The organism is Cohnella silvisoli (assembly GCF_021190915.1).
Lineage (GTDB): Bacteria > Bacillota > Bacilli > Paenibacillales > Paenibacillaceae > Cohnella > Cohnella silvisoli.
The window spans coordinates 128,872-154,529 of the sequence record NZ_JAIOAP010000007.1; the positions used below are offsets into that span (position 1 = coordinate 128,872).

General features: G+C 48.8%; 29 protein-coding genes and 1 pseudogene. 8 read left to right on the forward strand and 22 right to left on the reverse strand.

Annotation, left to right across the window (positions count from 1 at the left end; all coding sequences use genetic code 11):
* Positions 1–14 precede the first annotated feature (14 nt).
* From mltG to cymR, 11 genes are all read right to left on the reverse strand, one after another.
* Entirely contained in the window at positions 15–1,319 is a 1,305-nt protein-coding gene (gene mltG / locus K7P76_RS14840; protein ID WP_232186088.1) for an endolytic transglycosylase MltG, read from the reverse strand.
* A gap of 70 nt (positions 1,320–1,389) precedes the next feature.
* Positions 1,390–1,695, reverse strand: coding sequence for a DUF1292 domain-containing protein (locus tag K7P76_RS14845; RefSeq protein WP_232186089.1), 306 nt, complete (start codon positions 1,693–1,695; stop codon positions 1,390–1,392).
* Positions 1,685–2,002 carry a DUF1292 domain-containing protein gene (locus K7P76_RS14850; RefSeq protein WP_232186090.1) on the reverse strand — a complete coding sequence of 106 codons (318 nt, stop codon included), beginning with the start codon at positions 2,000–2,002 and terminating at the stop codon, positions 1,685–1,687. The genes K7P76_RS14845 and K7P76_RS14850 overlap by 11 nt, the downstream gene beginning before the upstream one ends.
* Before the next feature lie 10 nt (positions 2,003–2,012).
* Positions 2,013–2,426, reverse strand: coding sequence for a Holliday junction resolvase RuvX (ruvX, locus tag K7P76_RS14855; protein WP_232186091.1), 414 nt, complete (start codon positions 2,424–2,426; stop codon positions 2,013–2,015).
* 3 nt (positions 2,427–2,429) lie between these two features.
* Positions 2,430–2,705 (reverse strand): IreB family regulatory phosphoprotein, encoded by a 276-nt coding sequence (locus K7P76_RS14860; protein WP_232186092.1) that lies wholly within the window; start codon positions 2,703–2,705, stop codon positions 2,430–2,432.
* A 259-nt stretch (positions 2,706–2,964) separates the two neighbouring features.
* Positions 2,965–5,598, reverse strand: coding sequence for an alanine--tRNA ligase (gene alaS / locus K7P76_RS14865; RefSeq protein ID WP_304518406.1), 2,634 nt, complete (start codon positions 5,596–5,598; stop codon positions 2,965–2,967).
* 350 nt (positions 5,599–5,948) lie between these two features.
* A complete protein-coding gene (locus tag K7P76_RS14870) occupies positions 5,949–7,019 on the reverse strand; it encodes an AI-2E family transporter (protein ID WP_232186094.1) in 1,071 nt (356 codons plus the stop codon).
* 154 nt (positions 7,020–7,173) lie between these two features.
* Positions 7,174–7,380, reverse strand: coding sequence for a YrzR-like zinc ribbon domain (locus tag K7P76_RS14875; protein WP_232186095.1), 207 nt, complete (start codon positions 7,378–7,380; stop codon positions 7,174–7,176).
* Positions 7,377–7,925, reverse strand: coding sequence for a PRC-barrel domain-containing protein (locus tag K7P76_RS14880; protein ID WP_232186096.1), 549 nt, complete (start codon positions 7,923–7,925; stop codon positions 7,377–7,379). Before K7P76_RS14880 ends, K7P76_RS14875 begins: the two co-directional genes overlap by 4 nt.
* 29 nt (positions 7,926–7,954) lie before the next feature.
* Entirely contained in the window at positions 7,955–9,106 is a 1,152-nt protein-coding gene (locus K7P76_RS14885) for a cysteine desulfurase family protein (protein WP_232186097.1), read from the reverse strand.
* A 14-nt stretch (positions 9,107–9,120) separates the two neighbouring features.
* Positions 9,121–9,540 (reverse strand): cysteine metabolism transcriptional regulator CymR, encoded by a 420-nt coding sequence (gene cymR / locus K7P76_RS14890; RefSeq protein ID WP_232186098.1) that lies wholly within the window; start codon positions 9,538–9,540, stop codon positions 9,121–9,123.
* A gap of 230 nt (positions 9,541–9,770) precedes the next feature.
* On the opposite strand from cymR, the gene mnmA reads away from it, so the two are divergent.
* The 3 genes and pseudogenes from mnmA (at position 9,771) to K7P76_RS14900 (ending at position 11,980) form a co-directional block, all read left to right on the forward strand.
* The gene (mnmA, locus tag K7P76_RS14895; protein WP_232186099.1) at positions 9,771–10,928 is read left to right on the forward strand and encodes a tRNA 2-thiouridine(34) synthase MnmA; all 1,158 of its coding nucleotides are present in this window, start codon (positions 9,771–9,773) and stop codon (positions 10,926–10,928) included.
* Between the two features lie 437 nt (positions 10,929–11,365).
* Positions 11,366–11,503: pseudogene (locus K7P76_RS33660) on the forward strand (transposase family protein); the annotation flags it as partial.
* Positions 11,504–11,539: 36 nt separating this feature from the next.
* Positions 11,540–11,980, forward strand: coding sequence for a hypothetical protein (locus K7P76_RS14900; protein WP_232186100.1), 441 nt, complete (start codon positions 11,540–11,542; stop codon positions 11,978–11,980).
* Positions 11,981–12,015: 35 nt separating this feature from the next.
* Here the strand turns inward: K7P76_RS14900 and K7P76_RS14905 are convergent, their stop codons facing one another.
* From K7P76_RS14905 to K7P76_RS14920, 4 genes are all read right to left on the reverse strand, one after another.
* A complete protein-coding gene (locus tag K7P76_RS14905) occupies positions 12,016–12,759 on the reverse strand; it encodes a YebC/PmpR family DNA-binding transcriptional regulator (RefSeq protein WP_232186101.1) in 744 nt (247 codons plus the stop codon).
* A gap of 246 nt (positions 12,760–13,005) precedes the next feature.
* A complete protein-coding gene (tnpB, locus tag K7P76_RS14910) occupies positions 13,006–14,115 on the reverse strand; it encodes an IS200/IS605 family element RNA-guided endonuclease TnpB (RefSeq protein WP_232186251.1) in 1,110 nt (369 codons plus the stop codon).
* A gap of 222 nt (positions 14,116–14,337) precedes the next feature.
* Complete coding sequence (locus K7P76_RS14915) at positions 14,338–14,535, reverse strand: cold shock domain-containing protein (RefSeq protein ID WP_135150164.1); 198 nt, start codon at positions 14,533–14,535, stop codon at positions 14,338–14,340.
* A gap of 92 nt (positions 14,536–14,627) precedes the next feature.
* Positions 14,628–15,263, reverse strand: a complete 636-nt coding sequence (locus K7P76_RS14920) for a class I SAM-dependent methyltransferase (RefSeq protein ID WP_232186102.1) — start codon at positions 15,261–15,263, stop codon at positions 14,628–14,630.
* Between the two features lie 387 nt (positions 15,264–15,650).
* On the opposite strand from K7P76_RS14920, the gene K7P76_RS14925 reads away from it, so the two are divergent.
* Both K7P76_RS14925 and K7P76_RS14930 read left to right on the forward strand, forming a co-directional pair.
* On the forward strand, positions 15,651–15,884 hold the full coding sequence (locus tag K7P76_RS14925; protein ID WP_232186103.1) for a hypothetical protein: 234 nt from the start codon (positions 15,651–15,653) through the stop codon (positions 15,882–15,884).
* 30 nt (positions 15,885–15,914) lie between these two features.
* Positions 15,915–16,094 (forward strand): hypothetical protein, encoded by a 180-nt coding sequence (locus K7P76_RS14930; protein ID WP_232186104.1) that lies wholly within the window; start codon positions 15,915–15,917, stop codon positions 16,092–16,094.
* Between the two features lie 13 nt (positions 16,095–16,107).
* On the opposite strand, the gene K7P76_RS14935 is transcribed toward K7P76_RS14930, so the two are convergent.
* The gene (locus tag K7P76_RS14935) at positions 16,108–16,308 is read right to left on the reverse strand and encodes a hypothetical protein (protein WP_232186105.1); all 201 of its coding nucleotides are present in this window, start codon (positions 16,306–16,308) and stop codon (positions 16,108–16,110) included.
* Between K7P76_RS14935 and pepF the strand changes: the two genes are divergently transcribed.
* From pepF to K7P76_RS33665, 3 genes are all read left to right on the forward strand, one after another.
* Positions 16,307–18,103, forward strand: coding sequence for an oligoendopeptidase F (gene pepF / locus K7P76_RS14940; RefSeq protein WP_232186106.1), 1,797 nt, complete (start codon positions 16,307–16,309; stop codon positions 18,101–18,103). The two genes, K7P76_RS14935 and pepF, sit on opposite strands and share 2 nt — an antisense overlap.
* Positions 18,104–18,147: 44 nt before the next feature.
* Positions 18,148–18,681: a YfiT family bacillithiol transferase gene (locus K7P76_RS14945; RefSeq protein WP_232186107.1), complete on the forward strand. Its 534-nt coding sequence runs from the start codon at positions 18,148–18,150 to the stop codon at positions 18,679–18,681.
* A gap of 362 nt (positions 18,682–19,043) precedes the next feature.
* Positions 19,044–19,181, forward strand: a complete 138-nt coding sequence (locus K7P76_RS33665; protein ID WP_373692404.1) for a hypothetical protein — start codon at positions 19,044–19,046, stop codon at positions 19,179–19,181.
* Here the strand turns inward: K7P76_RS33665 and K7P76_RS14950 are convergent.
* From K7P76_RS14950 to K7P76_RS14975, 6 genes are all read right to left on the reverse strand, one after another.
* Positions 19,116–19,454 carry a hypothetical protein gene (locus tag K7P76_RS14950; RefSeq protein WP_232186108.1) on the reverse strand — a complete coding sequence of 113 codons (339 nt, stop codon included), beginning with the start codon at positions 19,452–19,454 and terminating at the stop codon, positions 19,116–19,118. The two genes, K7P76_RS33665 and K7P76_RS14950, sit on opposite strands and share 66 nt — an antisense overlap.
* Entirely contained in the window at positions 19,451–20,461 is a 1,011-nt protein-coding gene (locus K7P76_RS14955; RefSeq protein ID WP_232186109.1) for an ROK family protein, read from the reverse strand. Before K7P76_RS14955 ends, K7P76_RS14950 begins: the two co-directional genes overlap by 4 nt.
* 96 nt (positions 20,462–20,557) lie before the next feature.
* Positions 20,558–22,360 (reverse strand): glycoside hydrolase family 9 protein, encoded by a 1,803-nt coding sequence (locus K7P76_RS14960; RefSeq protein WP_232186110.1) that lies wholly within the window; start codon positions 22,358–22,360, stop codon positions 20,558–20,560.
* A 211-nt stretch (positions 22,361–22,571) separates the two neighbouring features.
* Positions 22,572–23,417 (reverse strand): carbohydrate ABC transporter permease, encoded by an 846-nt coding sequence (locus K7P76_RS14965; RefSeq protein WP_232186111.1) that lies wholly within the window; start codon positions 23,415–23,417, stop codon positions 22,572–22,574.
* Complete coding sequence (locus K7P76_RS14970; RefSeq protein ID WP_232186112.1) at positions 23,418–24,302, reverse strand: carbohydrate ABC transporter permease; 885 nt, start codon at positions 24,300–24,302, stop codon at positions 23,418–23,420. It abuts the gene before it with no gap.
* 59 nt (positions 24,303–24,361) lie between these two features.
* Positions 24,362–25,639: an extracellular solute-binding protein gene (locus tag K7P76_RS14975; protein WP_232186113.1), complete on the reverse strand. Its 1,278-nt coding sequence runs from the start codon at positions 25,637–25,639 to the stop codon at positions 24,362–24,364.
* Positions 25,640–25,658: the final 19 nt, after the last annotated feature.

Sequence of the window (25,658 nt, forward strand, 5' to 3'; positions counted from 1 at the left end):
AACTAACGCGTCGATTATTTTTTGACGTTCTTTTCGCTGAGTTGGATATTTTTCTGATGCTGCTTATAAGTTACGGCGAATAAATGGGTGTTCGTACCGTCCTTCTTCGTAACGTAATATAAATAATCCGTTTGCTCGGGGAATAATGCCGCTTCGATCGACTTGAAGCTCGGGCTCGCAATCGGTCCCGGAGGAAGCCCCGCCCTCAAATAAGTATTGTAAGGGCTATCCACCTTCAGGTCAACTTCCAGCAACCTTTCCTTTTGCTTATCAAGCAAATATTGGATCGTTGCATCGATTTGCAATGGCATTTTCTTCTTCAAACGATTCTGGATGACGCTTGCGACGATAGGGCGTTCGTCGTCGACAACAACCTCGCGCTCTACCAACGAAGCGATCGTAAGCAGTTGATGAACGGTAAGTCCGCGTTCTTCCAGCGTGCTCTGCCAATCCTCGGGCAGTTGATCGAGCTTGTGATCGAGCTCTGAGAGCATCCGGTTTATAATGTCGGCTTCCGTGCTTCCCCGTTTCATCTCGTACGTCTCCGGGAAAAGATACCCTTCTAACGGGAACCTTAGATTGTTATCCGTCGGAAGCGTCTTCGTCCACATGGATCCCGTCCATTGCGCGGGCTGCCCCGCTGCTTCGAGGAACTTCGCCTTGTTAACGCCGGCCGTTTCCGCTAACCGGGCAGCGATCTGCTGAACGGTGAACCCTTCGGGAATCGTGAAATGGATCGTGGCGGCGGCCATAATTTCCCCGTTGTTCAACTTCGCTACGATTTGGTCGCGGGTCATACCCGGAGTCAGTTCATATACGCCAGCTTGAAAACGCGACCCTTCGCCCTGAAGCTTCAACCAACCGCTGAAAAGAAATGCGCTGCGAATAAGTCCGTTTTGTTCGAGCACTTCCGCAACCTTCTTGGCACGCATGCCGGAACTAATCGTAATTTGCACCGGCGTAGCGGATGTCGAAGTCGGTCGCAGCCCATTCCACAAATAAAACAATACCCCTGCAACCATCGACAATACCAATCCGAGAGCGATCAGGAAGGACCAGAGCAAGACGCGCGGCTTCCGACGGCCAACAACAGGTACAGCCGTCGTTCTCGCAGTTTCAGATTGCGGAGCTTGAGCGGACGGAACCGACGAAGCCGCAGAGCGGTTAGAAGCTGCTACCCTGCTCGGATACGAAGTCTTATTCGTTTCCGTTGCCGCAGCCGTTTCGCTGACGTCCGTCGGTTTGTCCTCATCGCCGCTCACTTTATTGCCGTATATCGATTTCCAACCATTCGATACCGGCCCATCATCTCTATCCACGCCTGTTCCCCTCCAGCAAGCCCTGTTGTCGTGAAAAAGAGCGGTCGCCCGCTCTTTGTTCCGTTAATACTCAAGGCTGGTCATCACTGCCAAACCGCGAATCGTCGTAAGCTTCGGCAACCTGCTCCCACTCATCTTCGTCGGTTATCGTTTCGAGCTGAACGTCTCCACTCGGATCCGCAACGACTCTAAACGCTTCGATCTCATCTTCTTGCTTCATCGCTTCCGATTGCAAGATCGCGTAATTATTCCCGTTCAAGTTAAGCTCGGCCATGATGCGAAACAATTGGGACGCGCCATCATCGCCTTGCAGCTCGACTTCGTCTCCATATGCTTGCCGCAAGGTCGATAGCTCTTCTTTTCCCTTATTTACCATTGTTATTTCCCTCTGCCTCGTCGAACTCGCCGATTAAGGTGTTGAAAGTTTCTTCGACCATATCCCACTCGGCCTGATCTTCGATCGGGTACAGTTTGATTTCTTCATTCTCTTCATCGTAGCGGAAAGCGAATACTTCCTGCTCTTCTTCGCCGTCTTCTTCGGCAGGAACAACCATTAAATATTTGCGGTCCGTTCCGTCGTCCAACTCAAAGCGCATAATAACTTCAAACGCTTCCTCGTTGCCATCATCGTCAGGGATGTAAATGATCTCGGCATCCTCTTGGCCGTTGATTTCGTCTGTCATGGTATTTCCCTCATTTCGCTATGGAGTCAAGGTAACTTTGCAATAAAATGGCCGCTGCCATCTTATCGATAACCAGTTTTCGTTTCCGCCTGCTCACGTCTGCCTCAAGCAAAGTACGTTCCGCGGATACGGTTGTCAATCTTTCATCCCACATCTGGACAGGCAAGGATAGTGTCTGTCTTACCTGTTCCGCGAATGCGATGCAATATTCACCACTGGGACCGACGGTTCCGTTCATGTTTTTCGGAAGTCCGACGACTATGGTTTCTACTTCGTATTGTTTACTTAATTCGGCAATCCGACCCATTGGATCTTTGACAATTTTCTGATCGATAACTTCCAACCCTTGAGCCGTCCATCCAAAAAGATCGCTCATCGCAACCCCAATCCGTCTCTCCCCGTAATCGAGCCCCATGACACGCATCGATTAGCGGTTTTGCTGAAGATAGAAACGAACGAGTTCTTCGATCAATTCGTCGCGTTCCTTCTTGCGGATCAGACTGCGTGCGTTATTGTGGCGCGGGATGTAAGCCGGATCGCCCGAGAGCAGGTAGCCGACGATCTGATTAATGGGATGGTACTCTTTCTCTACTAGTGCGTCATGCACCGTGAATAAAATGTCGCGGGCGGATACTTCCTGAGGATCCGCTACTACGTCAAATTTGACCGTCTGGTCTAGATGGTTCTTGTCCAACGAGCTCATCTCCAGCACCTCGCTCTCACTGACCAACTATTAAACACTTACAATCATAATAACATAATCTGTTGTTGACAGGAAATCTTCGGAAAAGCTTGCTTACGCCAAATCCGGGAATACGACAAAGTATCTCTCTCCAGCCGCTTGCTGTCCGCCCATTGCCCTGATGAGAATTAATGGTGGCAATGGGCTCCCAGAGGCGGACGTAAACTCTTCCGAGAGACACTTTGTCTCCTTCCCTTAAAACTCAGCCGAAATTCACGTATTAATGCAACGAAACCTGAGCCAAGACCAGCCCTTCGGCAGCGGCTAGAGCTTCGGGAAGCTTGGACGGGTCTTTGCCGCCGGCTTGGGCAAGTTCCGGCTTGCCGCCACCGCCGCCGCCGCATATGGCGGCAATGTCTTTGATCAGCTTGCCGGCATGGAGGCCGGAAGCGAGCAGATCAGAGGTTACGGCGACGACTAGGTTAACCTTGTCGTCGGATATAGAGCCGAGCACGAGCACGGCGGATCCGAGCTTAAGCTTGAGCTCGTCGGCGACGCCGCGCAGGGCGTCCATGCCGCCTGCGTTTACTTGCGCAGCTAATAGCGTTACGCCGCCGACGGTTTTCGCAGCGGACACGAGATCGGCTGCCTCAAGGCGGCTTAGCTTGCCTTGCAAAGATTCGTTGTCGCGCTGCAATTGGCGAACTTCGACTTGAACGGCTTCGATCCGTTTGGCTACGTCGTTGACGCCGCACTTGAGTAGAGCGGCAGCCCCCTTAAGCACGTTCAATTGATCGTCAAGATAGTTATAAGCGTTGCGACCGGTGACCGCCTCGATACGGCGAACGCCCGAGCCGATTCCGCTCTCGCTTACCAGCTTAAACAATCCGATTTGCGAAGTGTTGCGAACGTGGCAACCGCCGCAAAGCTCCAAGCTGTAATCGCCGACGCGGACGACGCGGACGATATCGCCGTATTTTTCGCCGAATAGAGCCATCGCGCCCATTGCTTTAGCTTCGGCAATCGGTTTGAAGCCGATGTCGAGCTCCGTGCCTTTCCAAATCTGCTCGTTTACGCGGCGTTCTACCTCCGCCAACTCGTCGGCCGTAATCGCGCCGAAATGAGAGAAGTCGAAGCGCAGGCGTTCCGGCTCTACGAGGGAACCCGCTTGATTGACATGCTCGCCGAGCACGTCTTTCAGTGCCCGATGCAGTAAATGAGTGGCGGTGTGGTTGCGAATGGTATCGCTCCGCTCGGAAGCGTTGACGGAAGCCGTTACCGTATCGCCTACCTTTAGGATGCCGCCCGTTACAACGACCTGATGAACGGGTTGGCCATGCGGCGCTTTGCTTAAGCCGCTAACTTCCGCGTTAAGCCCTTTACCGGTCAGCACGCCGCGGTCGCTTACTTGTCCGCCGCTCTCCGCGTAGAATGGCGTGCGGTCCAGAACGACCAGCACTTTCTCGTCAACGCCGGCAGCATCGACGAATTCATTGTCGGCAACGATTGCGATAACGCGCGCTTCAGCCGTCAAGCTGTCATACCCGACGAATTCGCTCTTTTCTGTGTACTCGGCTAAAGGCCCGCCTTGTACCTTCATGCTATCCGTCTCTTGGCGAGCTGCGCGAGCGCGCTCGCGTTGCTCCTGCATCGAGGAATCGAATCCCGCGCGATCGACGGTCATTCCCTGCTCCGTTGCGTAGTCTTCCGTCAAATCGAACGGGAAACCGTAAGTGTCATATAGTTTGAAAGCATCCGGACCGGAAATCTCGCTGCGGCCTTCGCCGCGCGCCTTCTCGCATAGGTCGGCGAGAATTGCCAATCCGTCCGTCAACGTTTCGTGGAATCGCTCCTCCTCCGTACGGATGACCTTCTCGATGAATTCGCGTTTTTCCAGCACTTCCGGATAATAGCCGCCCATCACTTCGCCAACCGTAGGCGTAAGCTCCCATAGGAAAGGACGATCGATACCCAGCACCTTTCCATAACGAACCGCACGGCGCAGCAAACGCCTAATGACGTAACCGCGGCCTTCATTCGATGGAAGAACCCCGTCCCCGACGGAGAAGGCTACCGTACGAATATGATCGGCGATGACTTTTAACGCGACGTCGTGCTCCTCGCGCGCTTTATACTTCACGCCCGCAATTCCGGATGTGCGCTCGATCAAAGGAATGAACAGGTCGGTGTCGAAGTTGGAATCGACGTCCTGAACGATGGAGGCGAACCGCTCCAAGCCGGCGCCTGTATCTATGTTCTTATTCGGAAGCGGCGTGTAGCTGCCGTCTTTGTTGTGGTTGAATTGCGAGAACACGAGGTTCCACACTTCTAGGAAACGTTCATTCTCTCCGCCTGTCGTGCAATCGGGATCGGAGAGGTCGCCGTACTTATCCCCGCGGTCATAGAAAATTTCCGTACACGGTCCGCAAGGACCTTCGCCGATGTCCCAAAAATTGTCTTGCAGCTTAACGATGCGTTCCGCAGGCAAGCCGATCTTCTCGTTCCAGTAACGGTACGCTTCTTCATCCTCGGGATACACCGTTACAGACAGCCTCTCAGGATCGAAACCGATCCATTCCGGACCCGTCAAGAACTCCCAAGCCCAAGTGATCGCTTCTTCTTTGAAATACTCTCCGATGGAGAAATTGCCGAGCATCTCGAAAAAGGTATGGTGACGACGCGTCTTGCCTACGTTCTCGATATCGTTCGTGCGGATGCATTTCTGCGAGTTGGCGATTCTCGGATTTTCCGGTACTTGCCGTCCGTCGAAATAAGCCTTAAGCGGAGCCATTCCGGCATTGATCCACAGCAAGGAAGGATCGTTATGAGGAACGAGCGGCGCGCTCGGCTCGATTTTGTGGCCTTTACTTTCGAAGAACGCTAACCATTTCGATCGTATTTCTGAAGCTTTCATTGCTTTCATAAGGGGATCCTCCTCAAATTTGTTCCTAAAAAATAAAAAAACGCCCCTTAAATCAGGGACGAAAATCTTCGCGGTACCACCCTGGTTATTGTATTCGCACGAATACAATCTCCTCTTGCCGGGATAACGGCCCTTGCCGGCGGAATTGACTCCGCACTCCGAAACCAGCTTCCCACGCCCTTCGCACCGAAGATTTTCTCAGCCCAGCCTTCTCCTGCGTTACGCAGCAATACGGCATGAAATCTTCTCTCTGGCCATGCGGACCTACGAGGTACTTATGTTCCGTCAACGTTTTTCAATATGTTGATCATATAAATTATAGACAACGTGTTTCCGCGCTGTCAAACGGTTTTTCTATGAATATAATACGCCGCTACATGCTGTACGACAACTTTCATCGCCGCATAGAAAGGAACGGCAAGAATCATCCCCACTATGCCAGCCAATTGACCGCCTATAAGCAATACCAATATGATCGTCAGAGGATGCATCTTCATCGTTTTTCCGACGACTTGCGGACTGATTACGTTGCTTTCGAGGTTTTGGCATATCATATTGACGATAATAACCATCAGCACCATTTTCCAAGACATCGTTGTCGCCATGAGCAATGCAGGAAGAGCCCCGAAAAATGGGCCCAAATAAGGAATAATATCGAACAAAGAAACAAACCCCGCCATCAGGAGCGGATAAGGCATTCCTATAATCAGGTAACCGATATAAGCGAGTACCCCGATGCATAAAGAAACGATCAGCTGTCCCCTAATATAGCTGCCAAGGGCCGCATCAATATCCTTCATGAGTCTAATCGCATGCTTGCGCCTCGCCCGAGGGACGTATTGCAAAGCCGCGCGTTCGAACACATCCAAGTCCTTCATCATATAAAAAGCGAGAAAAGGAACGATCATCGCAATGAATAGAACATTTACGACGGCGCCAATATTGTTCAGAAAATCGGCAATGCGTTCTTCGACCTGTTTTTCCAAGGTGCTTATCGATTTGTTTATACCATCACGTACGCTGCCCGGCAATACATTGTTGTTGTTAAAGTGGTCGACCATGCTTTGCGCCCTCATCGTTAAATCCGGCATATGCTCGTTCAATTCCTCGACCTGATTCATGAACATCGGAATGAAATTCATCAGAATGACGACGGAAACCGAGATAAAGACGGCATAGATGAGCAATACTGCAGCCGTGCGCGGAACTTTCCGTTCATACAGCAAATTCACGATCGGGTTAAGCATATAGGAAATGATCATCGCCACGAGAAAAGGGGCCAGCACCGCCTTGAGAAAATCATAAACGGACAATAGCATAGGGCGCACCAACACGACGAGAAACAAGACCAGCAAAAAAAGTATGGCATAGATAAGCACAGTAAACAAACGGCTCTGAGCAAACCGGCCCATCTCTCCACCTCCAGTTCAACCTCACCCATCTTTCGAACGTTCATTGTCAGTATATGTACTTGTCCCGATCGGTAAACCCTAGCAAATAAAAAAGCACCCCGATTTCTCCGGCAGGAGAGTCGAGAGTGCTCTGTGGGACTTTAATTACATTTAATTACATCCCGTTCGCATGAATTTGAGCGGGCATTGGCTCATCGAAAAACAAATCGTCGAGAGAGCTTAACGTACCGTCTTCTTCTACTTGATATACCGACATTTTCTCGCCGTTTACCGTCAATTCGATAAAACAGCTCCAGCAATAAAATTGATGGGAACCGATTTTCCCAATGTCTTTGGAACTGCAGTTCGGGCATCTCATCATCCGTCTTCACCTGTCACTTTCCGCGTATGGTCTCTCGTAAGTATCCGCTCATAAGAAGCCGGTACCAAAATGGCATCCTCGCCCAAGGTGATATTCTCAGGGGCTTCCGGCAAAAACAATTTCCGCCGTCCCTCGAATACATCAGCGAGAAAACCGTCTGTCAACTCATATCCTATTATCTGTGTACCCTCGGACGGTTTAATGTAAACGTCCGATACTTCACCTAAACGTTGTCCATCAATCGTATAAACCGGCATATCCTTTAACCGGACAACTCCGGAATGAAACGTCCGCAGCAGTTGTTTGTTATCTTTAGCCGCAATAACCGTACTGTCGCGAATCAACAAGGCATCTTCGCCGCAATAAACGATATCTTCCCAATAGACGATCTTAGGTTTTTTCCGAATTCCGGTCCATACAACGCGATCTAACACGACGCCGACCAGCTTCCAAAATTCATCAAACCAAATATCTTTGACTTTCCCGATGCATTTACCGTTTTCGAGAAGCATGGGCAAGCCAATCATTCGCGCAACCTGGATCATTACCGGGCTCCTAACAATTCAAGCGCTTGTTATCTATTACGCAAACGCGCCGAAATGGTTGCAGTAATTTTCGCCGTTTTCTCGGCTTCTTCCCTAGTATTGCCCAAACCGAAGCTAAAACGTACGGCCGATGACAATCTTTCGGAAGAAAATTTCATTGCCGATAATACATGCGAGGGTTTTAAGGAACCCGATGTGCAAGCAGAGCCGCCAGAAGCCGACACGCCCTCCAGATCAAGATTCATCAGCATGCTTTCCGAAGAAATGCCGATGAAACTCAAATTCAGTATTTGCGGAAGTCGGTAATCGGGATGGCCGTTGATCATAAAACTATTCGAACCTAGTTGCTCCGTCAGCGCCTTCAGCAGGGAGCCGCGAATATTTTCCGTATGCTCCCGCCTTGCTTGAAGATGACCGTAAGCCATTTCCGCTGCTTTGGCGAAGGCGACGATTCCGGCGACGTTTTCCGTTCCGGCTCTTCGGTTGCGCTCCTGGGTGCCTCCGTAAAGCAATGGCTGAAACGGAGTTCCCTTGCGGATATACAGCAAACCAACGCCTTGCGGCCCATTGATTTTGTGCGCGGATAAACTTAGCAAGTCTATAGGTAACTCCCGTGAATCCAAGGACATGTAGCCAAAAGCCTGTACGGCATCGACATGCATCAGAGCTTTATGCTTGCGAGCCCATTCGCCGATTTCGGCAATCGGCTGTAACGTTCCTGTTTCATTGTTGCCAGCCATGACGCTGACTACCGCCGTCGTATCATCGATAGCGGCTTGCGCGTCGGCTAACGAAACGCGTCCGAATTCGTCTACGGGCAATATTGTCAGAGAGAACCCTTGCGACTCCAATTGCCTGCAGGCATGCAGTACTGCATGATGTTCAACGGCTGTGGTAACGATTCCCTTGCGTCCTCGCTTGAGTTGAGCATGTGCAGCCCCGAACAATGCCGAATTATCGCTTTCGGTTCCGCTTCCGGTAAATACAAGTTCAGAAGGTTCGCAATTCAGAATACCCGCGAAACGATCCCGCGCGGAGGAAACCTTCTCTCTTGCGGCACGTCCTTGTGCATGCAGGCTAGAAGGGTTGCCAGGCGCGCCGCTTGCCGCCTCAACGTAGGCTTTAATGACCTCTGCGTTCATAGATGTTGTCGCCGCGTGATCGAAATAAATGGAGGGCATGCTTACACCTTCTTCTAAATGTAAAACATGTAATTGTCCAGCTTGTCCTCGCCTTTATAATGAATCATATCGTGAAGAGTCGTAGAGTCGAGAACTTCGGCAATACTGTCCCGGATGCGCAACCATAAATCCCGTTTGGCCGGATCGTCTTCTTCGGTAAAATCGACGGGACTGATCGGTCCTTCGAGAATCCGAATAACATCGCCTGAGGAAATCGTTTCCGGTTCCTTGGACAAAATATATCCACCGTAAGCTCCCCTAATGCTTTTGACCAAACCAGCATTGCGCAATGGAGCGATCAATTGCTCTAAGTAGTGCTCGGAGAGACCGTTCTTCTCCGCAATGCTCTTTAAGGAAATCGGCCCTTCGCCGAATTTAGCCGCAAGTTCCATCATGATCGTTAAGCCATAGCGGCCTTTCGTCGAAATTTTCAAAAGAACACCTGCTTTCATGCCGTAAGCATAGAATAGGTTGCGATATGCCACAATGCTCGCGTTAAATGGAGGGTATCCCCATATTAAATCTATGTTATCACATCTATTTCCTTTTTGGTCAAAAAAAACGTGACATATTCATGAAAGGTTTGTCCTAAGTGAGAAATAGGTTCCAATATGCTAAAATAAAACGAGGAAATTCGAAACGCAAGCAGCAAGGAGAGATGAAAATGGAAAATAACCCTGTTGATTTCATAGATGCAACAAGATATCCGGATCCTTCCAAGGTCCGCGTCGTTGTTGGCATGTCTGGCGGAGTAGACTCCTCCGTGACGGCGCTGCTCCTAAAGCGGCAAGGCTTCGATGTCATCGGAGTGTTCATGAAAAATTGGGATGACACCGACGAATTCGGCGTGTGCACCGCAGAGGAAGATGCCGAGGATGTGCGACGGGTATGCAATCAAATCGGAATCCCTTACTATACGGTAAATTTTGAAGAGGAGTACCGTGACAAGGTGTTCGAGTACTTCCTTGAAGAATATCGCAGAGGCAGAACGCCGAATCCCGATGTCATGTGCAATAGGGAAATCAAATTCGGCGAGTTTTTGCAAAAAGCATTGGATTTAGGCGCCGAAGTTATCGCCACAGGCCATTACGCACGCGTTGGGCTGCGGGATGGTAAATATGAGTTGTTACGCGGCATCGATACGAATAAGGATCAATCCTATTTCCTTCATGCGCTTAATCAATCCCAGCTTTCCCGTGCCATGTTCCCCATCGGCCATCTGAACAAGCCGGATGTCCGTAAGATCGCGGAGGAAGCCGGCCTCGCGACCGCTAAGAAACGGGACAGCACTGGCGTCTGTTTTATCGGCGAGCGAAATTTCAAGGAATTTCTGAGCCAATACTTGCCCGCTAAACCGGGCAATATGGTGGATCTTGTATCAGGCGAAGTCAAAGGCCGGCACGACGGACTCATGTACTATACGCTTGGACAGCGGCAAGGACTTGGAATCGGCGGATCAGGAAGCGGCGAACCCTGGTTCGTCGCAGAGAAAGATTTGGAGAGCAACACGCTTTATGTCGTTCAGGGCGATGCTCATGCCAGCCTGTATTCCGTGGGATTAACCGCGACTGAAGTCAATTGGATCAGCCCGGAGCTGCCGGTCAGCGCCATTCGATGTTCTGCGAAGTTCCGTTATCGCCAGCCCGATCAAGGTGTTACGATAACCCCGCTGGGTAATGGCAGCTATCAGGTCGAGTTCGATTCCCCGCAGAAAGCAATTACTCCCGGACAAGCTGTCGTCTTCTATGACGGTGAAACCTGTCTCGGCGGCGGCACGATCGACAAAGTTCAAATGCTTGCTTCCGCAGTCGTCCCCTCATAAAAGAAACTCTTTGAGCACAAGCCTCCAGAAAGCCGTTATCCTTGGTCGGATAGCGGCTTTCTTCACTTCTTATGTCCTCCTCTAACTCAAATAAAAGTGTCCCTGAGTAATGTGCATACCGAACATCTTAATCCGAGAGTCCCCTGAGCAAAGTGCATACCGCTCAATCTCATCCGAGAGCTCCCTGAGCAAAGTGCATACCGCTCATTCTCGTCCGAGAGTTCCCTGAGTAAAGTACATACACCGATTTGAAAATCACCCTGTGTAGATTACTCAGGGATGACGAAAATGTGTAATGGAATCCTTTTGCCCAATTTATTTACTGAAAATTTCCAAATTTTCATTGAAATAAGAACACGTGTTCTGTTATAATTGAAGAATCAAGAAATGAACTCTTGTTGAAAGAGGGGCTTTGTATGATATCCGTTCGGCAGTTTATGGCTCGCTTCCCTGACGAACAGGCTTGCAGGGATTATCTATTTGACATCCGATGGCCGCGCGGGTTCATTTGTACGAAATGCGGAGAACACAAATATAGTTATATAAAGACCCGGAATTTGTTTGAATGTTCCATTTGCAAAACGCAAACCTCCATCACGTCGGGCACGGCTATGCATCGAACGAAGCTCCCGCTCCGATATTGGCTGCTTACTTTCTACTGGGTTGCTTCGGGGGAACGTATTTCAGCGCGTAAAATTTCAATAACCCTCAAGACTCAGTACCGAACGGCGCTGAAGCTGCTGCATGCCGTTAGGTACGCCATGCATAAAGCTGACGCGAACTGGCTATCCGCTTTTTGGCTGCCTGCCAAACCAACTGACCATTCCCTAGTTAGGAAAGCCAAACTCGGATTGCTTAAACAAGCGGATCGCTTCATCAGGAAATTCTATGGCCATATCTCCGAGAAATATCGGTATCACTACTTTAGCGAATATTGGTTTCGAAGCAATAATACCTTTAATCCCGATGGAGCTCTGCATAAATTAATAACAAGTGGTTCTATGACCAACTATTCGATAAATGAGTATAGATGTACATGCTCTCATACCTAACAAAAAAAGGCCCGAAGGCCTCATTGCTACTCGTTTTAGCCGAGCTTATTCATTTCCTCGTCGCTAATCTCGAAATTGTGGTAGACGTCCTGCACATCGTCATTGTCTTCGAACGCGTCCATCATTTTCAAGAGCTTATCGGCATTTTCTCCGTCTGCCGCTACCGTATTTTGCGGCAACCAGCGCACGCCTGCCGTCTCGAATGAATAACCCGCCGCTTCCAGTTTGTTTTTTACGGAATCGAAATCTTCCGGCGAGGTCAGAATCTCAAAGCTGTCTTCCCCGATGACGACGTCTTCCGCTCCCGCATCCAATGCTTCCATCATGAAGCTGTCTTCGTCCAATTCAGTCTCTTCTCTCGAAACGACAAGTAATCCTTTCTGATCAAACATATAGGCTACGCAACCGGATTCCCCCATGTTCCCGCCGCGTTTGTTGAAAATCGAACGAACATCGGCTGCCGTGCGATTACGGTTATCGGTAAGACATTTAACCATGATGGCTACTCCGCCTGGACCGTATCCTTCATACAAGATATCTTCGTATTCAACGCTATCCGCTCCGCCGGCAGCCTTTTTTATCGCTCTTTCGATGTTTTCGGCTGGCATTTGAATGGCGCGAGCGCTAGCAATCGCTGATTTGAGACCATAATTCGCTTCAGGGTTGGTGCCGCCCCTGCGTGCTTGTACATAAATTTCGCGACCTAGCTTCACGAAACGATTGTTTTTGGCTTGATCTGCTTTGCCTTTGCGGCCTGCGAAAAGCTTGAATTTTGGCATAACCATTAACCCCCGTGAGACATTAGTATCAAGAAAACCCAGCAATAGTGTACCATTTTGTCGTTAATATGGTCAAAGGGATAGCTGGGGGATCGTTGCAGGATAAGAGGGTTAAGGTTGGGATCGTGTATGATCTAAAAGTTGAACACTCCCGCCACCTGCGTCGTAGCGCTGAGGTGTGGGATTCTTCGGTAATCGCACCTTTCGGTCCGAACTTGACCAAGCGATCCCCGCCGTCCCGGCAGTTCAGGCAGTCTTTGCTGCCAAACGCAATCCTTCTTTCTCAATGTTCAGGCTGGCGTTCTTATCCCGATCGTGGCGGCTTCCGCATACCGGGCAATCCCACTCCCGCAGCGACAAGTTCTTCACTTCCGGGTTGCGATGTCCACAGCTGGAGCACAATTGGCTGGACGGGTAATCTTTCGCCACTACGCTGATCGTGCGTCCGTACCATTTTGCCTTGTATTCCAGCATCGACCGGCACATTGACCACGACACCTCGGATATCGCCTTGGCTAATCTTCCGTTTTGCAGCATGTCCGATACTTGCAAATCCTCCAGACAGATCGTTTGGTTTTCACGTATCCATCTGGTCGTGATTTGATGCAGAAAATCTTGCCGGCTATTCGCGATTTTCTCATGAATCATGGCTACTTTCCGTTTGGCGCGATTCCAGTTGGCTCCCCCTTGCTTGCGGCGCGACAGGATCCGCTGCCAGTGCGCCAGCCGTTTCTCCCGCTTTCGCAAATGTTTGGGATTAATCTCATCTTCCCCGCGGCTGCAAACGGCAAATTTCTTCAGCCCAAAGTCGATTCCAATGGCAGTGTCCAGCTTGGGCAGTGGCGCGATGTCCATCTCGCAGACGATGGACACGAAGTACTTGCCCGTTGCGCTCCGTCTTACGGTAGCCGATAAGATACGTCCTTCCACTTCGCGCGATTTCGCAAAACGGACCCATCCGAGTTTCGGCAGCTTCAACTCTGCGTCCCGGATCGCAATATTGTCGTTCGTCATTCTCGTGGTGTAGGATTGAACCGGATTTTTGCAGCTTTTGAAACGGGGAGCCTCGTTTTGTTTACGGAAGAAGCGGTTGAACGAATCCGCCAAGTGGCGGATGGAAGATTGAAGCGCAATACTGTCTACTTCCTTGAGCCAGTCAAAGGATTGTTTGAGCGCAGGGATACCTGTCGCACATTTGTGATAGGACAAACCTGATCCCGTCTCGTTGTACGATTCATTCCATTTGGCGAGAAAGTGATTGAACACAAAACGGGAACACCCGAACATCTTGTGCATGAGGGTCATCTGCTCGGGTGTTGGATAGAGGCGAAAGCGAAAAGCTTTAGGGTGCAGCATAAGAGCTTTGTTCACCTCCTCCTACGTAGATGTTTCACCTCTCTATTATAGCACATATGTTCCCATTCAAGTGCAAATAGCAAAAGCTTAACACCGCCGATTCATCCCCCTCTTACTTCGTAAAAGAGGGACTCTTCTCGGCTAGATGATAAAACCCCTAGCATCGGCCAGGGGTTAGTTGTTGGGTCGTGATATGAAGATAAGTCTTCGCGGTCGCGAGACTTACAGTTTCACCACGTTGGATGCTTGAGGACCACGGTTGCCTTGCGTGATTTCGAATTCTACCGCTTGGCCTTCTTCCAAAGTTTTGAAGCCTTCGCCTTGGATAGCCGAGAAGTGAACGAATACATCGTTACCGTCCTCAATGGAGATAAAACCGTAGCCTTTTTCTGCGTTAAACCACTTAACTGTTCCTCTCAAATGAAAAACCTCCTAAAATCTCGTCGTAAGTCGACGAATGAAATAATTATAACCGAAATTACCCTTTTTTGCAAGATATCCAACTTTGCCCATTAAGCCGTTTTTACCAGTCGCAGTAAGGAACTTTGGACTGGCACGAAGGGCAAACCGGTCTGTAAATACTCCACTTCATCTACGTCTTGAAGCTCTCTTAAAATGTCAGAAATGAACAGACATTCCTCCCATTTTAAGGTTATCAATGGATATATTCGTAGTTCTCCACCTGGCTTAAGCACACGCAGCATCTCAGCAATGGAAGCCGCATGAAACGGCTCTCCGAAGGTATCGGCATATAGAAACAAAAAATGGCTGCACACGACCAAGCCAAAAGCATTATCATCATAAGGCAGGTTGGGAAGTGCCGCTGAACTATACTGTGTATGTGCATCCGCTCTACGGAAGTCTTCCGCAAACAAAGCTAACGAGCGTTCCCTAATGTTGCGATGACGTTCAGGTGAACCATAGAAACTCCAGTCATAGACATCAGCATTGGCAGCCAATTTAGCTGTCGAGGTGTCGATCTCAGTGAACGCAGAGGCAATAACGTCCTCAGTCAATCCCGCATAGAAAGGATCGACCGCGAACGCCGGCACTCCCAAAGCGGTTAGCTGTGCTGTGAAAGATGAAGCGCCCCCAGCTACGTCGAGCACCGGTCCCCGCTTCCAATCTGCATCCTCCAATCTAAACATGGCGCAATACTCTTCAAACGAACGACAGGTCGACGCCACTCCCATCTGTGGATACGCGGGTGGTTTGGGCGGACCGGGTGGACTGACCGGACTGGGTGGACTCGGTGGATTGGGTCGACTGAGTCGACTGGGTTGTTTGGGTGGATTGGGCGAACTGTCCAACTCGTTGTTCATCTTGTTTTCCATACTCTCTACTCCTCTCGGCTCATCCGTCTCATCTCAACTCTGCTCGTCTGTGTTTAATCAACCGCATGTGCGGATTTACAGTAGATTCCCATACCGGAGCATGGCTGTCAACCTCTATTTTCCGCCTCCTACGTTGATTTCTCCGTTCATCTCTTCTATGATGAGAAAAACGGCAGCTAATGCCAAGATCAGGAGACTCCCATGTTTACCAAACATACCGTCTATAAGCACGACAACTACAATATGCTGACTGTAGAAGTACAAGGAAAAACGCTAGTCGTCCGGGAAATATCGGATCAGTGGGGCGAGATCTGCCATAAATTCGTCAGCCGTCCCGAGATGATGAATTGGGCCGAGAACAGATTCCTGCCCGAGGACTTTCCCAATGGCGAAGAAGATCTCCGCCTCACAATGGAAAAGCTCAAAAGTATTTAAATCCATTTGAGTGAAGGAGGTTTCCGTTTAATGGATACCGAAGCGACTCTTATTTTCGTTATTGCGTCTTTTGGCTTGGCGGTTGTCCTGATCCTGTCCAGGGAACGGATACCCGAGACCATGCGCCGATCGATGGCGATATTGTCCATTCTTTTGGTGTTATTCGCTTTTTTCCTAATTGTCTACAGCTTCTTTCGCGTAGGCACCTAAAGGTAAGGACATACTAATCCGGTAACACATTCCGTTCCCGGAGGCGTCCCATGAAGCCGTATGCCTTATCGATCGCCGCCGCTATGGCCGCGTTGTCTTTCGTATGCACGACCACACTTAAGCCTTCCGGCGCTTCTCCCGCAGTACCGAGCAGTTCAAGCGCGGGTGCAACATTATCCGATGATACTTTAATTAGGAGGTTGTCATTGCCCATGAAACAAGTAACCAAAAGATCCGAAACCCCTCAGGAGCACCGTTGGAAGCTGGAAGACCTGTACCCGAATCAAGCTGCTTGGGATGCCGAATTCAAGCGCGTCAAAAGACAAATCGGCGAAATTACGAGTTATCAAGGGAAACTCAAGGATGCCGCTTCCATCGCTAATTGCTTTGCCTTGGAGGATGATATCTCTCTATTGACTGAACGTCTCTACGTGTATGCCAATATGCGCCATCACGAAGATACGGCCGAACCGTCCTATCAGGCGCTTTCCGATAAATCCAAAAAGATAAGCGTTGAAGTAGGCGAAGCGACTTCCTTCATCACGCCAGAAATTCTAAGTTTGTCCGAGGAGCAATTGACTGGACTAATCGCCAATCCCGCTCTTGCGAAATATAAACGGACGTTGGAAGAGATGCTTCGCCAGAAGCCGCATATTTTGTCCAAAAACGAAGAATCCCTGCTGGCTCAAGCCGGCAACATTTCTCAAGCACCGGGTACGATCTTCGGAATGATGAACAATGCCGACCTCAAGTTTCCGAAGATTAAGAACGAGCAAGGCGAAGAAGTGGAGTTGACGCACGGCCGTTACATTCAGTTCTTGGAAAGCAAAAACCAAGAAGTACGACGCGAAGCTTTCAAGGCGATGTACGACACTTACGGCAAATGGCGCAATACGCTAGCGTCTACATTAAATGCTAACGTAACCAAGAATCTATTTTACGCGAAAGCGCGCCACTATCCGTCCGCCTTGGAAATGTCGCTATTCGGAGACAACATTCCGCAATCGGTTTACGACAATTTGATCTCTACTATTCATGAATATTTGCCTCTTATGCACCGGTATATGGATTTGCGCAAAAAGCTGCTGAAGCTAGACGAGTTACATATGTACGACCTATTCGCTCCGCTTGTCGATGAGTTCGATATGGAAATCACATACGACCAAGCGAAAGCCAAAGTGTACGAAAGCCTTGCCCCGCTCGGCGAAGATTACCGGAAGGCGCTCCAAGAAGGATTCGACGGCGGCTGGATCGACATTTACGAAAACGAAGGCAAGCGCAGCGGAGCCTACAGCTGGGGTGCTTTCGGAACACATCCTTACGTGCTCCTCAATCATAACGACAACTTGAACAGTATGTTCACGTTGACGCACGAGATGGGCCATGCGCTGCATTCCTTCTATTCGGACAGCAACAACGATTACCGGGATGCGCAATATACGATTTTCCTCGCGGAAGTCGCTTCTACTCTCAACGAAGCGCTGCTCATGAACAACTTGCTCGAGAAATCGACGGATGCCAAGGAAAAAATGTACCTGCTCACTTATTACGCCGATCAATTCCGGACAACGGTATTCCGTCAGACGATGTTCGCGGAATTCGAGAAAATCATCCATGAGAAAGCGGAAAACGGCGAAGCGCTAACTCCGCAAGAGCTGAGCTCGATCTATTATGACCTTAACGTTAACTATTACGGCAAGGGCATGGTCATTGACAAGGATATCGAGATGGAATGGGCGCGGATCCCGCATTTCTATAACAGCTTCTACGTATATAAATACGCGACTGGATTTTCCGCGGCGACTAGCTTCGCCAAGCAGATTCTTGACGAAGGCAAGCCCGCCGTCGATCGTTATCTCGGTTTCCTGAAAAGCGGCGGCAAAGACTATTCCATCAACATCCTGAAGGAAGCCGGAGTGGATATGTCTACTCCCGAGCCTATCCGGCAAGCGATGAGCGTGTTCGAAGGGCTTATCGAACAAATGGAGAAGCTGACGAGCGGAAAATAATCCGAGCCGATGAAGCCCGGAGCATGGATAAGGAGAAATGGGACATGGACGACTTGGAGAAATCGATGTATCCGATCGGTAAATTTGAATACGATGGAAACGTGAGCCCCGAACAAAGACAACAGCGGATCGATGAGCTTGCACAAACTGCCGCAAGGCTTCGAAACGCTGTTGAAGGGTTATCCGACACGCAATTGGATACACCATACCGCCCAGGCGGCTGGACGGTGCGGCAAGTCGTTCACCATGTGGCGGACGCCTCTATGAACGGCTTCATCCGAGCGAAGCTGGCGCTGACGGAGCAGCAGCCGCTCGTCAAAACTTTCGAAGAAAACGATTGGGTTGAGCTAGCCGATACAAAACAGCTTCCGGTTGAACCTTCTCTAAAAATGCTTGAAGGCATACACGAACGAATGGACGCACTATTGCGCTCCCTTCCGCCGGAGTCATTTTCAATCGCATTTAGGCATCCCGATAGCGGCCTTAATCCGCTAGACAGACTCCTAGCCTACTTCGCATGGCATGGCAAGCAACACGCGGCTCATATCACGTCCTTACGGCAGCGTGAAGGCTGGTAGACATTTTTCTTTTTGGTATAAGGAAATCACGGCATTGATGGGTTTGAACACTTTTTCTTTGAGATTTCCTTGCCCGTTGTGGATCTCATCAATAGCGATGTAATAAGGTCGTGTTGATCTTGGCTCGTGTTACCCACTGAAACCCCAATTAAAAATTTTTGTGGTGTTTTGGGAATGTCAAGCTTTATTTGGGATTTGAAGATCCCTTATAGGATCAATTTGCAATAATTCACTGCAAGTGGGTAAGTCCTGGCAAGACTGAGCTGATGAAAACATCGACTATCGCGGCGTTCTAATGTAGAACGGAGAAGATTGGAAAAGATTTCAAGGCAAAATCCCTTTCAACCTGGCAACTTTTTTGCATGATGTACCTTTTTCAATTGGGATCAACCGTTGTTTTCGGCTTTGCCGGAGGAGCCAAGCAAGACGCATGGTTAGCTACAGGTCTGGCTACTCACTGCGGTTGCGGTCTGATCTGGATGTACACGAAAATTTATTAGAAAGCTGCCCGCAAGAAAGATCAGGAAGGAACGGTTTCTGCGCATCCCTTCCGCGAACGAAAATTGCACCGAGTAAGAATGTTCAAGAGCCGGCAGTAACAGAACAACGGCAATGGCTGCTGAATTAAGCAATAGAAATGGAAACCATAAATACGTCAATTGGAATTGGGACCAGTATACGCCTCCGGCATATCCGCCCAGCGCGGTACGCAAGCTGCCATGACTGCGAATCGTACCATATGATGTCCGGGCTTCCCGCGCCGCAGCGTTCATCGGGAATGGCTCCCCCTACTATCTAAATCCGAAGACATCTTTGCCCTAACCGCTGCGATGGCGCCGAATGCGCCTGCTTCGTTACCCAGCTCCGCCTGCTCGATATGAAGCGGTAGCGGAGTTAGCTTGGATGCCCTTCTGCGCACTTCATTCACATAAAAGGAACTGGAACCGGCTACTCCTCCGCCTAGAACGACCAATTGCGGATTCAGCAGCGATACGGCGTTCGCAATGCCCATGGCCATATGGTTCAAGGGGCTTTCCATAATCCAGAGCGCGGATTGGTCTCCTTCCGAAGCGGCTTTCAGAACGTGCAGGGGTTCGATTCGGTCCACTCGCCCTCCGGCCATATCCATTATCGAAGATACGCGTTCCCCGAAACAGAAATACTTTCGGGCAAAAACCCCAATACTCGTGCCAGATGTCACGTTCTCAAATGGTCCGAACTCTTCTCCCGCCTTCCGCGATATATGGGATGGGTAGCTCGCTTCTAAAACCCAATTGCCTATTTCTCCTGAAGCTCCGTCCGCGCCTTCGTACAAATCGCCGTTCATAATCAAGGCGCTCCCGATTCCGGTGCCTATCGTTATCATCAGAACGTGCCGCTTGCCTTGAGCCGCTCCCTTCCAATGCTCGCCTCTTGCAGCCATATTCACGTCGTTGTCCAGATAGACGGGGCCGTCGTAATACTTTCTGATTATCGGCCTGATATCCGTGGCTGGCCAGGAGAATGCTGGCGCATTCGTTAAAATTCCCGTTTCGTTCAATATGACTCCCGGGAATCCCATTCCTATGCCGGACAACTCTTCTGTCTGTAGGCCTTCCTTGGACAACATTCCATGCATTTCGGTGAACAGCCAGCCGAAGAAAACGTCGGGATCCGTCCCTTTTAGGGTTGGGAATTTCTTCTTTAGAACCGGGGTTCCTTGGGAATCGGCGATACATACGAACGTCTTCGTTCCCCCCACGTCAATTCCTGCTGTAAAATTGCTTTGATTAACAGCCACCTTCATCATCCCTCCGCATGTTGCATCATAAGCGCTGCTAATGTGGAAACAACCTATTGGAAGTATAATACATCCAACAGGTTGTTTTAACAGGTATTAAGGCGTCACAGGCACCTCATCAAGAACCGAGGTAACCGCCAGCATATACCATGCGGCATGCGGGATCCACTGTTCAAGGCTGCGCCATGTATCTTCACCGGTCTGAATAAAGCCGATCCCGGATCCATCGAGATTGCCGGAGTGAATACCGTTGCTAATACCGCCGATTAAATCCGTATGTCCATACTTCGTGATGCCGTAATCCGGGGCATTCGTGCCGAAGCCTTTCAGCATGGAAATACCGTATGGGTTTTTACCGAGAATCCAGTCCAACTGATCGGCATAGTACGTGCGGAAAGTGTTCGGCAAATTCGCGCTGCCGCCCCACGCATATCTGCCGCCGATGAGCGACATCGCCGATAAAGAGGACAAACGCGCGTCTTCTCCTTGCCACCAGTAGTTCGACTCGTTCTCTCGCGGAATGAAGAAATCTTTCTTGATCGTTCCGTTATGTTTGGTGACTTGTCTCGCCAGGCCGAATTTGTTGGGGACCTCACCGGTAATGGCAACCAAATTGTTCATGTAGCCCTTAATGGAATTGATGTTGGCGGTTTGGGTTTGCCCCGGATCCGCTTGCGCATATATCGCCAAGGCCAATGCTGGCAATCCCGCTTCTACTGCGTGGTAGTAGGGTCTGGTTCCATTGTCTGCGTAGTACCAGCCTTCCGCAGTCTGACGGCTCACGATGCTGGCCGCTCTGGCTCTGGCATCGGTCAGGTAATCCGCGTTGTTCGTCGCCTTATATAATTCAGTTGCGGCCATAAGAGCGCAGTAATCGTCGATGATATTCTCGACGCCGTCATCGGCATACGAGGTATTGTTGGTCTTGAGATGATCGTAAGCGCTGATGGCCGCATTCAAATAATCCGTAGTGCTAAACTCTCCCCACAGGCCCATTCTCGCGGTTGCAGCCAGCGCTGCGATCGCCATCCCGCCCCCTTCCCGGAAGGCAGCCTGGTAATTCGTGTTTTTCTCGCCTGAGTCGAACGAATAAGCTGTAACATATCGATCAGCTAAATTGCCGGACCAGCCATCGAACACTGTGGCGTAGAAATAAGGATTGTCCGCCTTCATGCGAACCAGGAAGTCTGCACCGAATTCGGCCTCCTGCACCAATGCTGTCTTTTGGCCAATTACATCGAGCTGATCAGGATAGTGCTCCAGAATATAATCCAGCACCCAAACGACCAAAGGCGTCTGCTGTGGAGTCATATAATTCGTGTACTGCAGATGGCTCATGTACTTGGAAATGTCGCCCGAAGCGTCATACCAGCCGCCCCGTACGTCAACGTAAGAAAGCGGATTGCTGCCGAACAGCTTCGTGTTGGCATCAGCGTCCCATACGGCGCCTGCATTACGGCTTTTTTTGAAATAATCCAGGGCAGAAGCGAACGTTTTTTTAAATAGCACAGCATCGTCAATGTCAAATACAGGGGACGTATACGTACTGCCTTGGTCAACCTTGATCTGATACTTGCCTTTCGTCTGAAAATTGGTAAAATCGATCTTGGCATATACCCGATCCATATACCATGTCGACATGCTTTCCCAATCAGAAGCCTGGATCGTTCCCTGAAATACGGATTGCGAAGTGGACACATCGATGATTTCATAGGACGTTGGTCTGGTGCCGATTGTAGGCCATTCGACGACAGCGGTTTTCGGATACGTTTTTTCGTAGCCGACCTGGTTAACGCGGATACTTATCGTTGCGTCTGCAAAGGAAGGCTCAGGATAGAAAACTGACGAAGACAACAACATCGAGCAAATCAAGAATAGCATCATGATTTTCTTATTCATAAAAATTACCTCCTGTTATTGGTGCTAGTGCCTGAAAAGATGACCTCTCCCTCATGGGGACCTGTCCATTTCGATAAAACGGCTAACTGATTTCGGACGAGAACAATCACCCCCTTACATAATGGAAATATGTTTTAATAGTAGAGGGAAGGGCACAGGGGGGCAATTAATAATTTCGACTGAAATATGGATTATTTCAACTTTCAATAACTTATTCCTTCACTCCACCTGCGGTCATCCCCGAAACCAAGAACCGTTGGAAAATTATCGCAATGAGTAAGGGAGGCAGTGCGGCAAGGATTCCGCCTGTCGCAACCATTCCAAAATCCACAGCATGTTTGCCGCTAAATTCGGAAATGGCTACCGAGATAGATTTCGCGTTCAGCGAAGATGTAAACAATAACGAGAAGAAAAACTCATCCCAAGACAGTAAAAATACGAATATAGTTGTAGCAAGAATACCAGGACGAACAATAGGAACGACGACTAACCATAGAGTCTGTAGTCGACTGCAGCCATCCAAAGCGGATGCTTCATAGAAATCTTTGGACAGATGGCGAAAATAACTCTGCATAATCCAGATGACAAAAGGAATAGCAAACGTCAGATCCAAGACGGTTAATGTGAATTTAGTATCCAGCATCCCTAGCTTTTGAAAAAAGAGATATAGCGGAATAACGATAACTACAGATGGAATCATATATGTGAATAAGAAAAGATAGACAAACCCTTGTCTAAATTTAAAATCGAATTTAGCAAAAACATGGGCAGCTAAGCCCCCGATAACCAATGCAATCAATGTGACGGAAGCAGCCACTTTAAGACTATTAAACATCGAAATGCGGAAGGCATAAGCAATTTCGTTTTTTGAATTAGTGAAAATGTTGATATACCGTTCAAAGGTAATTCGATGCGGCAGCCAACGAATCGGCACCTCTTGCAGATCGACCTGGTAAGAAATACTGGAAATAAACAGCCAAGCAAATGGTGCAAGAGTACAAAAAGCTACCATAATTCCGAATGTACATTGCACAACGGACAAGCTTTTGCTTTTCATTTAAGCACCCTCCTCCAGCTTTAGTACCTTCACATAAACAATTGTTAAAATCCCAATAATGATAGCAATCAGGTAGGAAAGGGTTGCACCATTCGAATACTGTAAATTGCTAAAGGTCTCGATGAAGGCTTTGTAGATAATAACCATCGTGCCATTGGAAGGTCCACCCTGTGTCAAGGCATAAATCAAATCAAATACTTTAAATGCTTCCATTGTTCTCATTACAATCAATACGAGAATGGTCGGCTTTAAAAACGGCAGTGTAAGTGTAAAAAATCTGCGAATAATACTGGCTCCATCTATACTTGCCGCTTCGTAGATGCTTTTATTGTTCATTTGCAACGCTGCCAGCAGAAAAACAGCGACAAAAGGGGTCATTTTCCAAACATCTGCAACAATGACCATATTCATGGCCAGCCAAGGACTGCTCAGCCAGGGCCGATATTCTGAAATCAGGTGTAGCTGCATAAGCAGACCATTGAGGGCACCATACTCAGGGTGATAAATCCATTTCCACATTGCTGCATTAACAATCGTTGGTACAGCCCACGGCAATATAATGATCGATCTTAGAAAAGCAATCCCGCGCAATTTTTCATTCAGCAAAAGCGCAATTAACAGCCCTAATATCATTTCCAATGTAATAGAAACCCCTGAGAAATAAAAGGTTCTACCTATCGAAGACCACACATCTGAGTCCATCAAAGCATGCGTATAGTTGTTCAGGCCAACAAATTGACCTTGATGATCTGAGAGCAGATCCATATTTTTAAGGCTATAAATGAAAGTTTGAACTAAAGGATAGAGCACGATACCAAACACAAACAATAGGGCAGGTATTATGCTGAATAGAATAAACCAACGATGTCTTAATCCACTTTGCACACTGATGTCCTCCTCGTCGAGAAAAAAATAAGGGGGGAGTTGCTCCCCCCTCGAATGAACTATTTACTCATATCCAATGCTTTAGTTTGCAGCTTATTCAGCGCATCCTCTGGACTGGATCTTCCTAATAACGCTACTTGCACCGCAACCTGCATTTGTTTAGATAATTCACCATACCATGGAACTTGCGGACGATTGATCAAGTATTCATATTGCGTTTTGGATAGGTTAACCAATTCTGGATTCGTAGCAATCACGTCAGCATCGGCAAACAACGATTTCCATATCGGCAGTGCATCCTTTGCATGCTTCTTTTGAAAATCCTTAGCGGACAAATATTGAATATATTTCCAAGCTTCATCTGGATTTTTACTGCTTTGGGCGATGGATAAACCCATGCCCCCATTAATCGTTGCACTTGCTGCCTTCGCAGTACCTGGCACTTGAGCAATCCCAACATTTCCGACAATTTTCGATTCCTTTGGATCATTGGCCATACCGAACATGTAAGTCCAGTTTAGAGCAAAGGCTGCTTTTCCACTTGAGAAAACACCACGTACATCTTCTTCTAAATATTCTGGAGAGCCAGGGTTCGATAAGCCGTCTGTTAACGATTGCTGCATAAATTTTAATGCTTCAATGTTGCTAGGATCATTCACAACCGGCTTGCCATCTTCAACGAATTTGCCGCCAAAGGACCCTGCAATCAGCGCATAATCTACAGCAAGTGCTTCAGCTTGCTTCCATGACCAGACGATTGGAAAATCAACGATCTTCTTCTCTTTTAGAATTTTGCAATCGGCAATGAGCTCATCCCAGGTTTTTGGCGGCGCGTTAATACCCGCTTGCTTTAGCATTTCTTTATTATAAAATAAATACTTCACATCATTTAACCAAGGCATACCATAGAGCTTATCTTCGTATTGCATAGCACTTATCGCGCCGGCAAATATATCATCGCGGTCTGCAGTGGACACTTTGTCGGTGACCTCTTTGATCAGATTGGCCTTAACATATTTGGCTGTCCAAGGTGCGTCAACGAGAATAACATCATACCCACCGTTTGCAACTAGTGTTTTTTGCTCTAAAACCTCATAAGGCACGAATGTCGTTTCCACTTTAATATTCGGATTTTCTTTAATAAATGCATCGGTTGCCTCTTTTATCGCATCTTCACTGTAGCCCGCCTGCTTCATGAAAAGAGCTGTAATTGTCACATTTTTCGGCGCTTCGGATGATGCAGATGATGCAATTGGGTCAGCATTCTTACCAGAACAGCCTGCCAACAAACCCGTTACAAGGATCGCTGCTAGTATTGCTGTTATTTTCTTTCTCAATTTACTTCCCCCTCTTAAT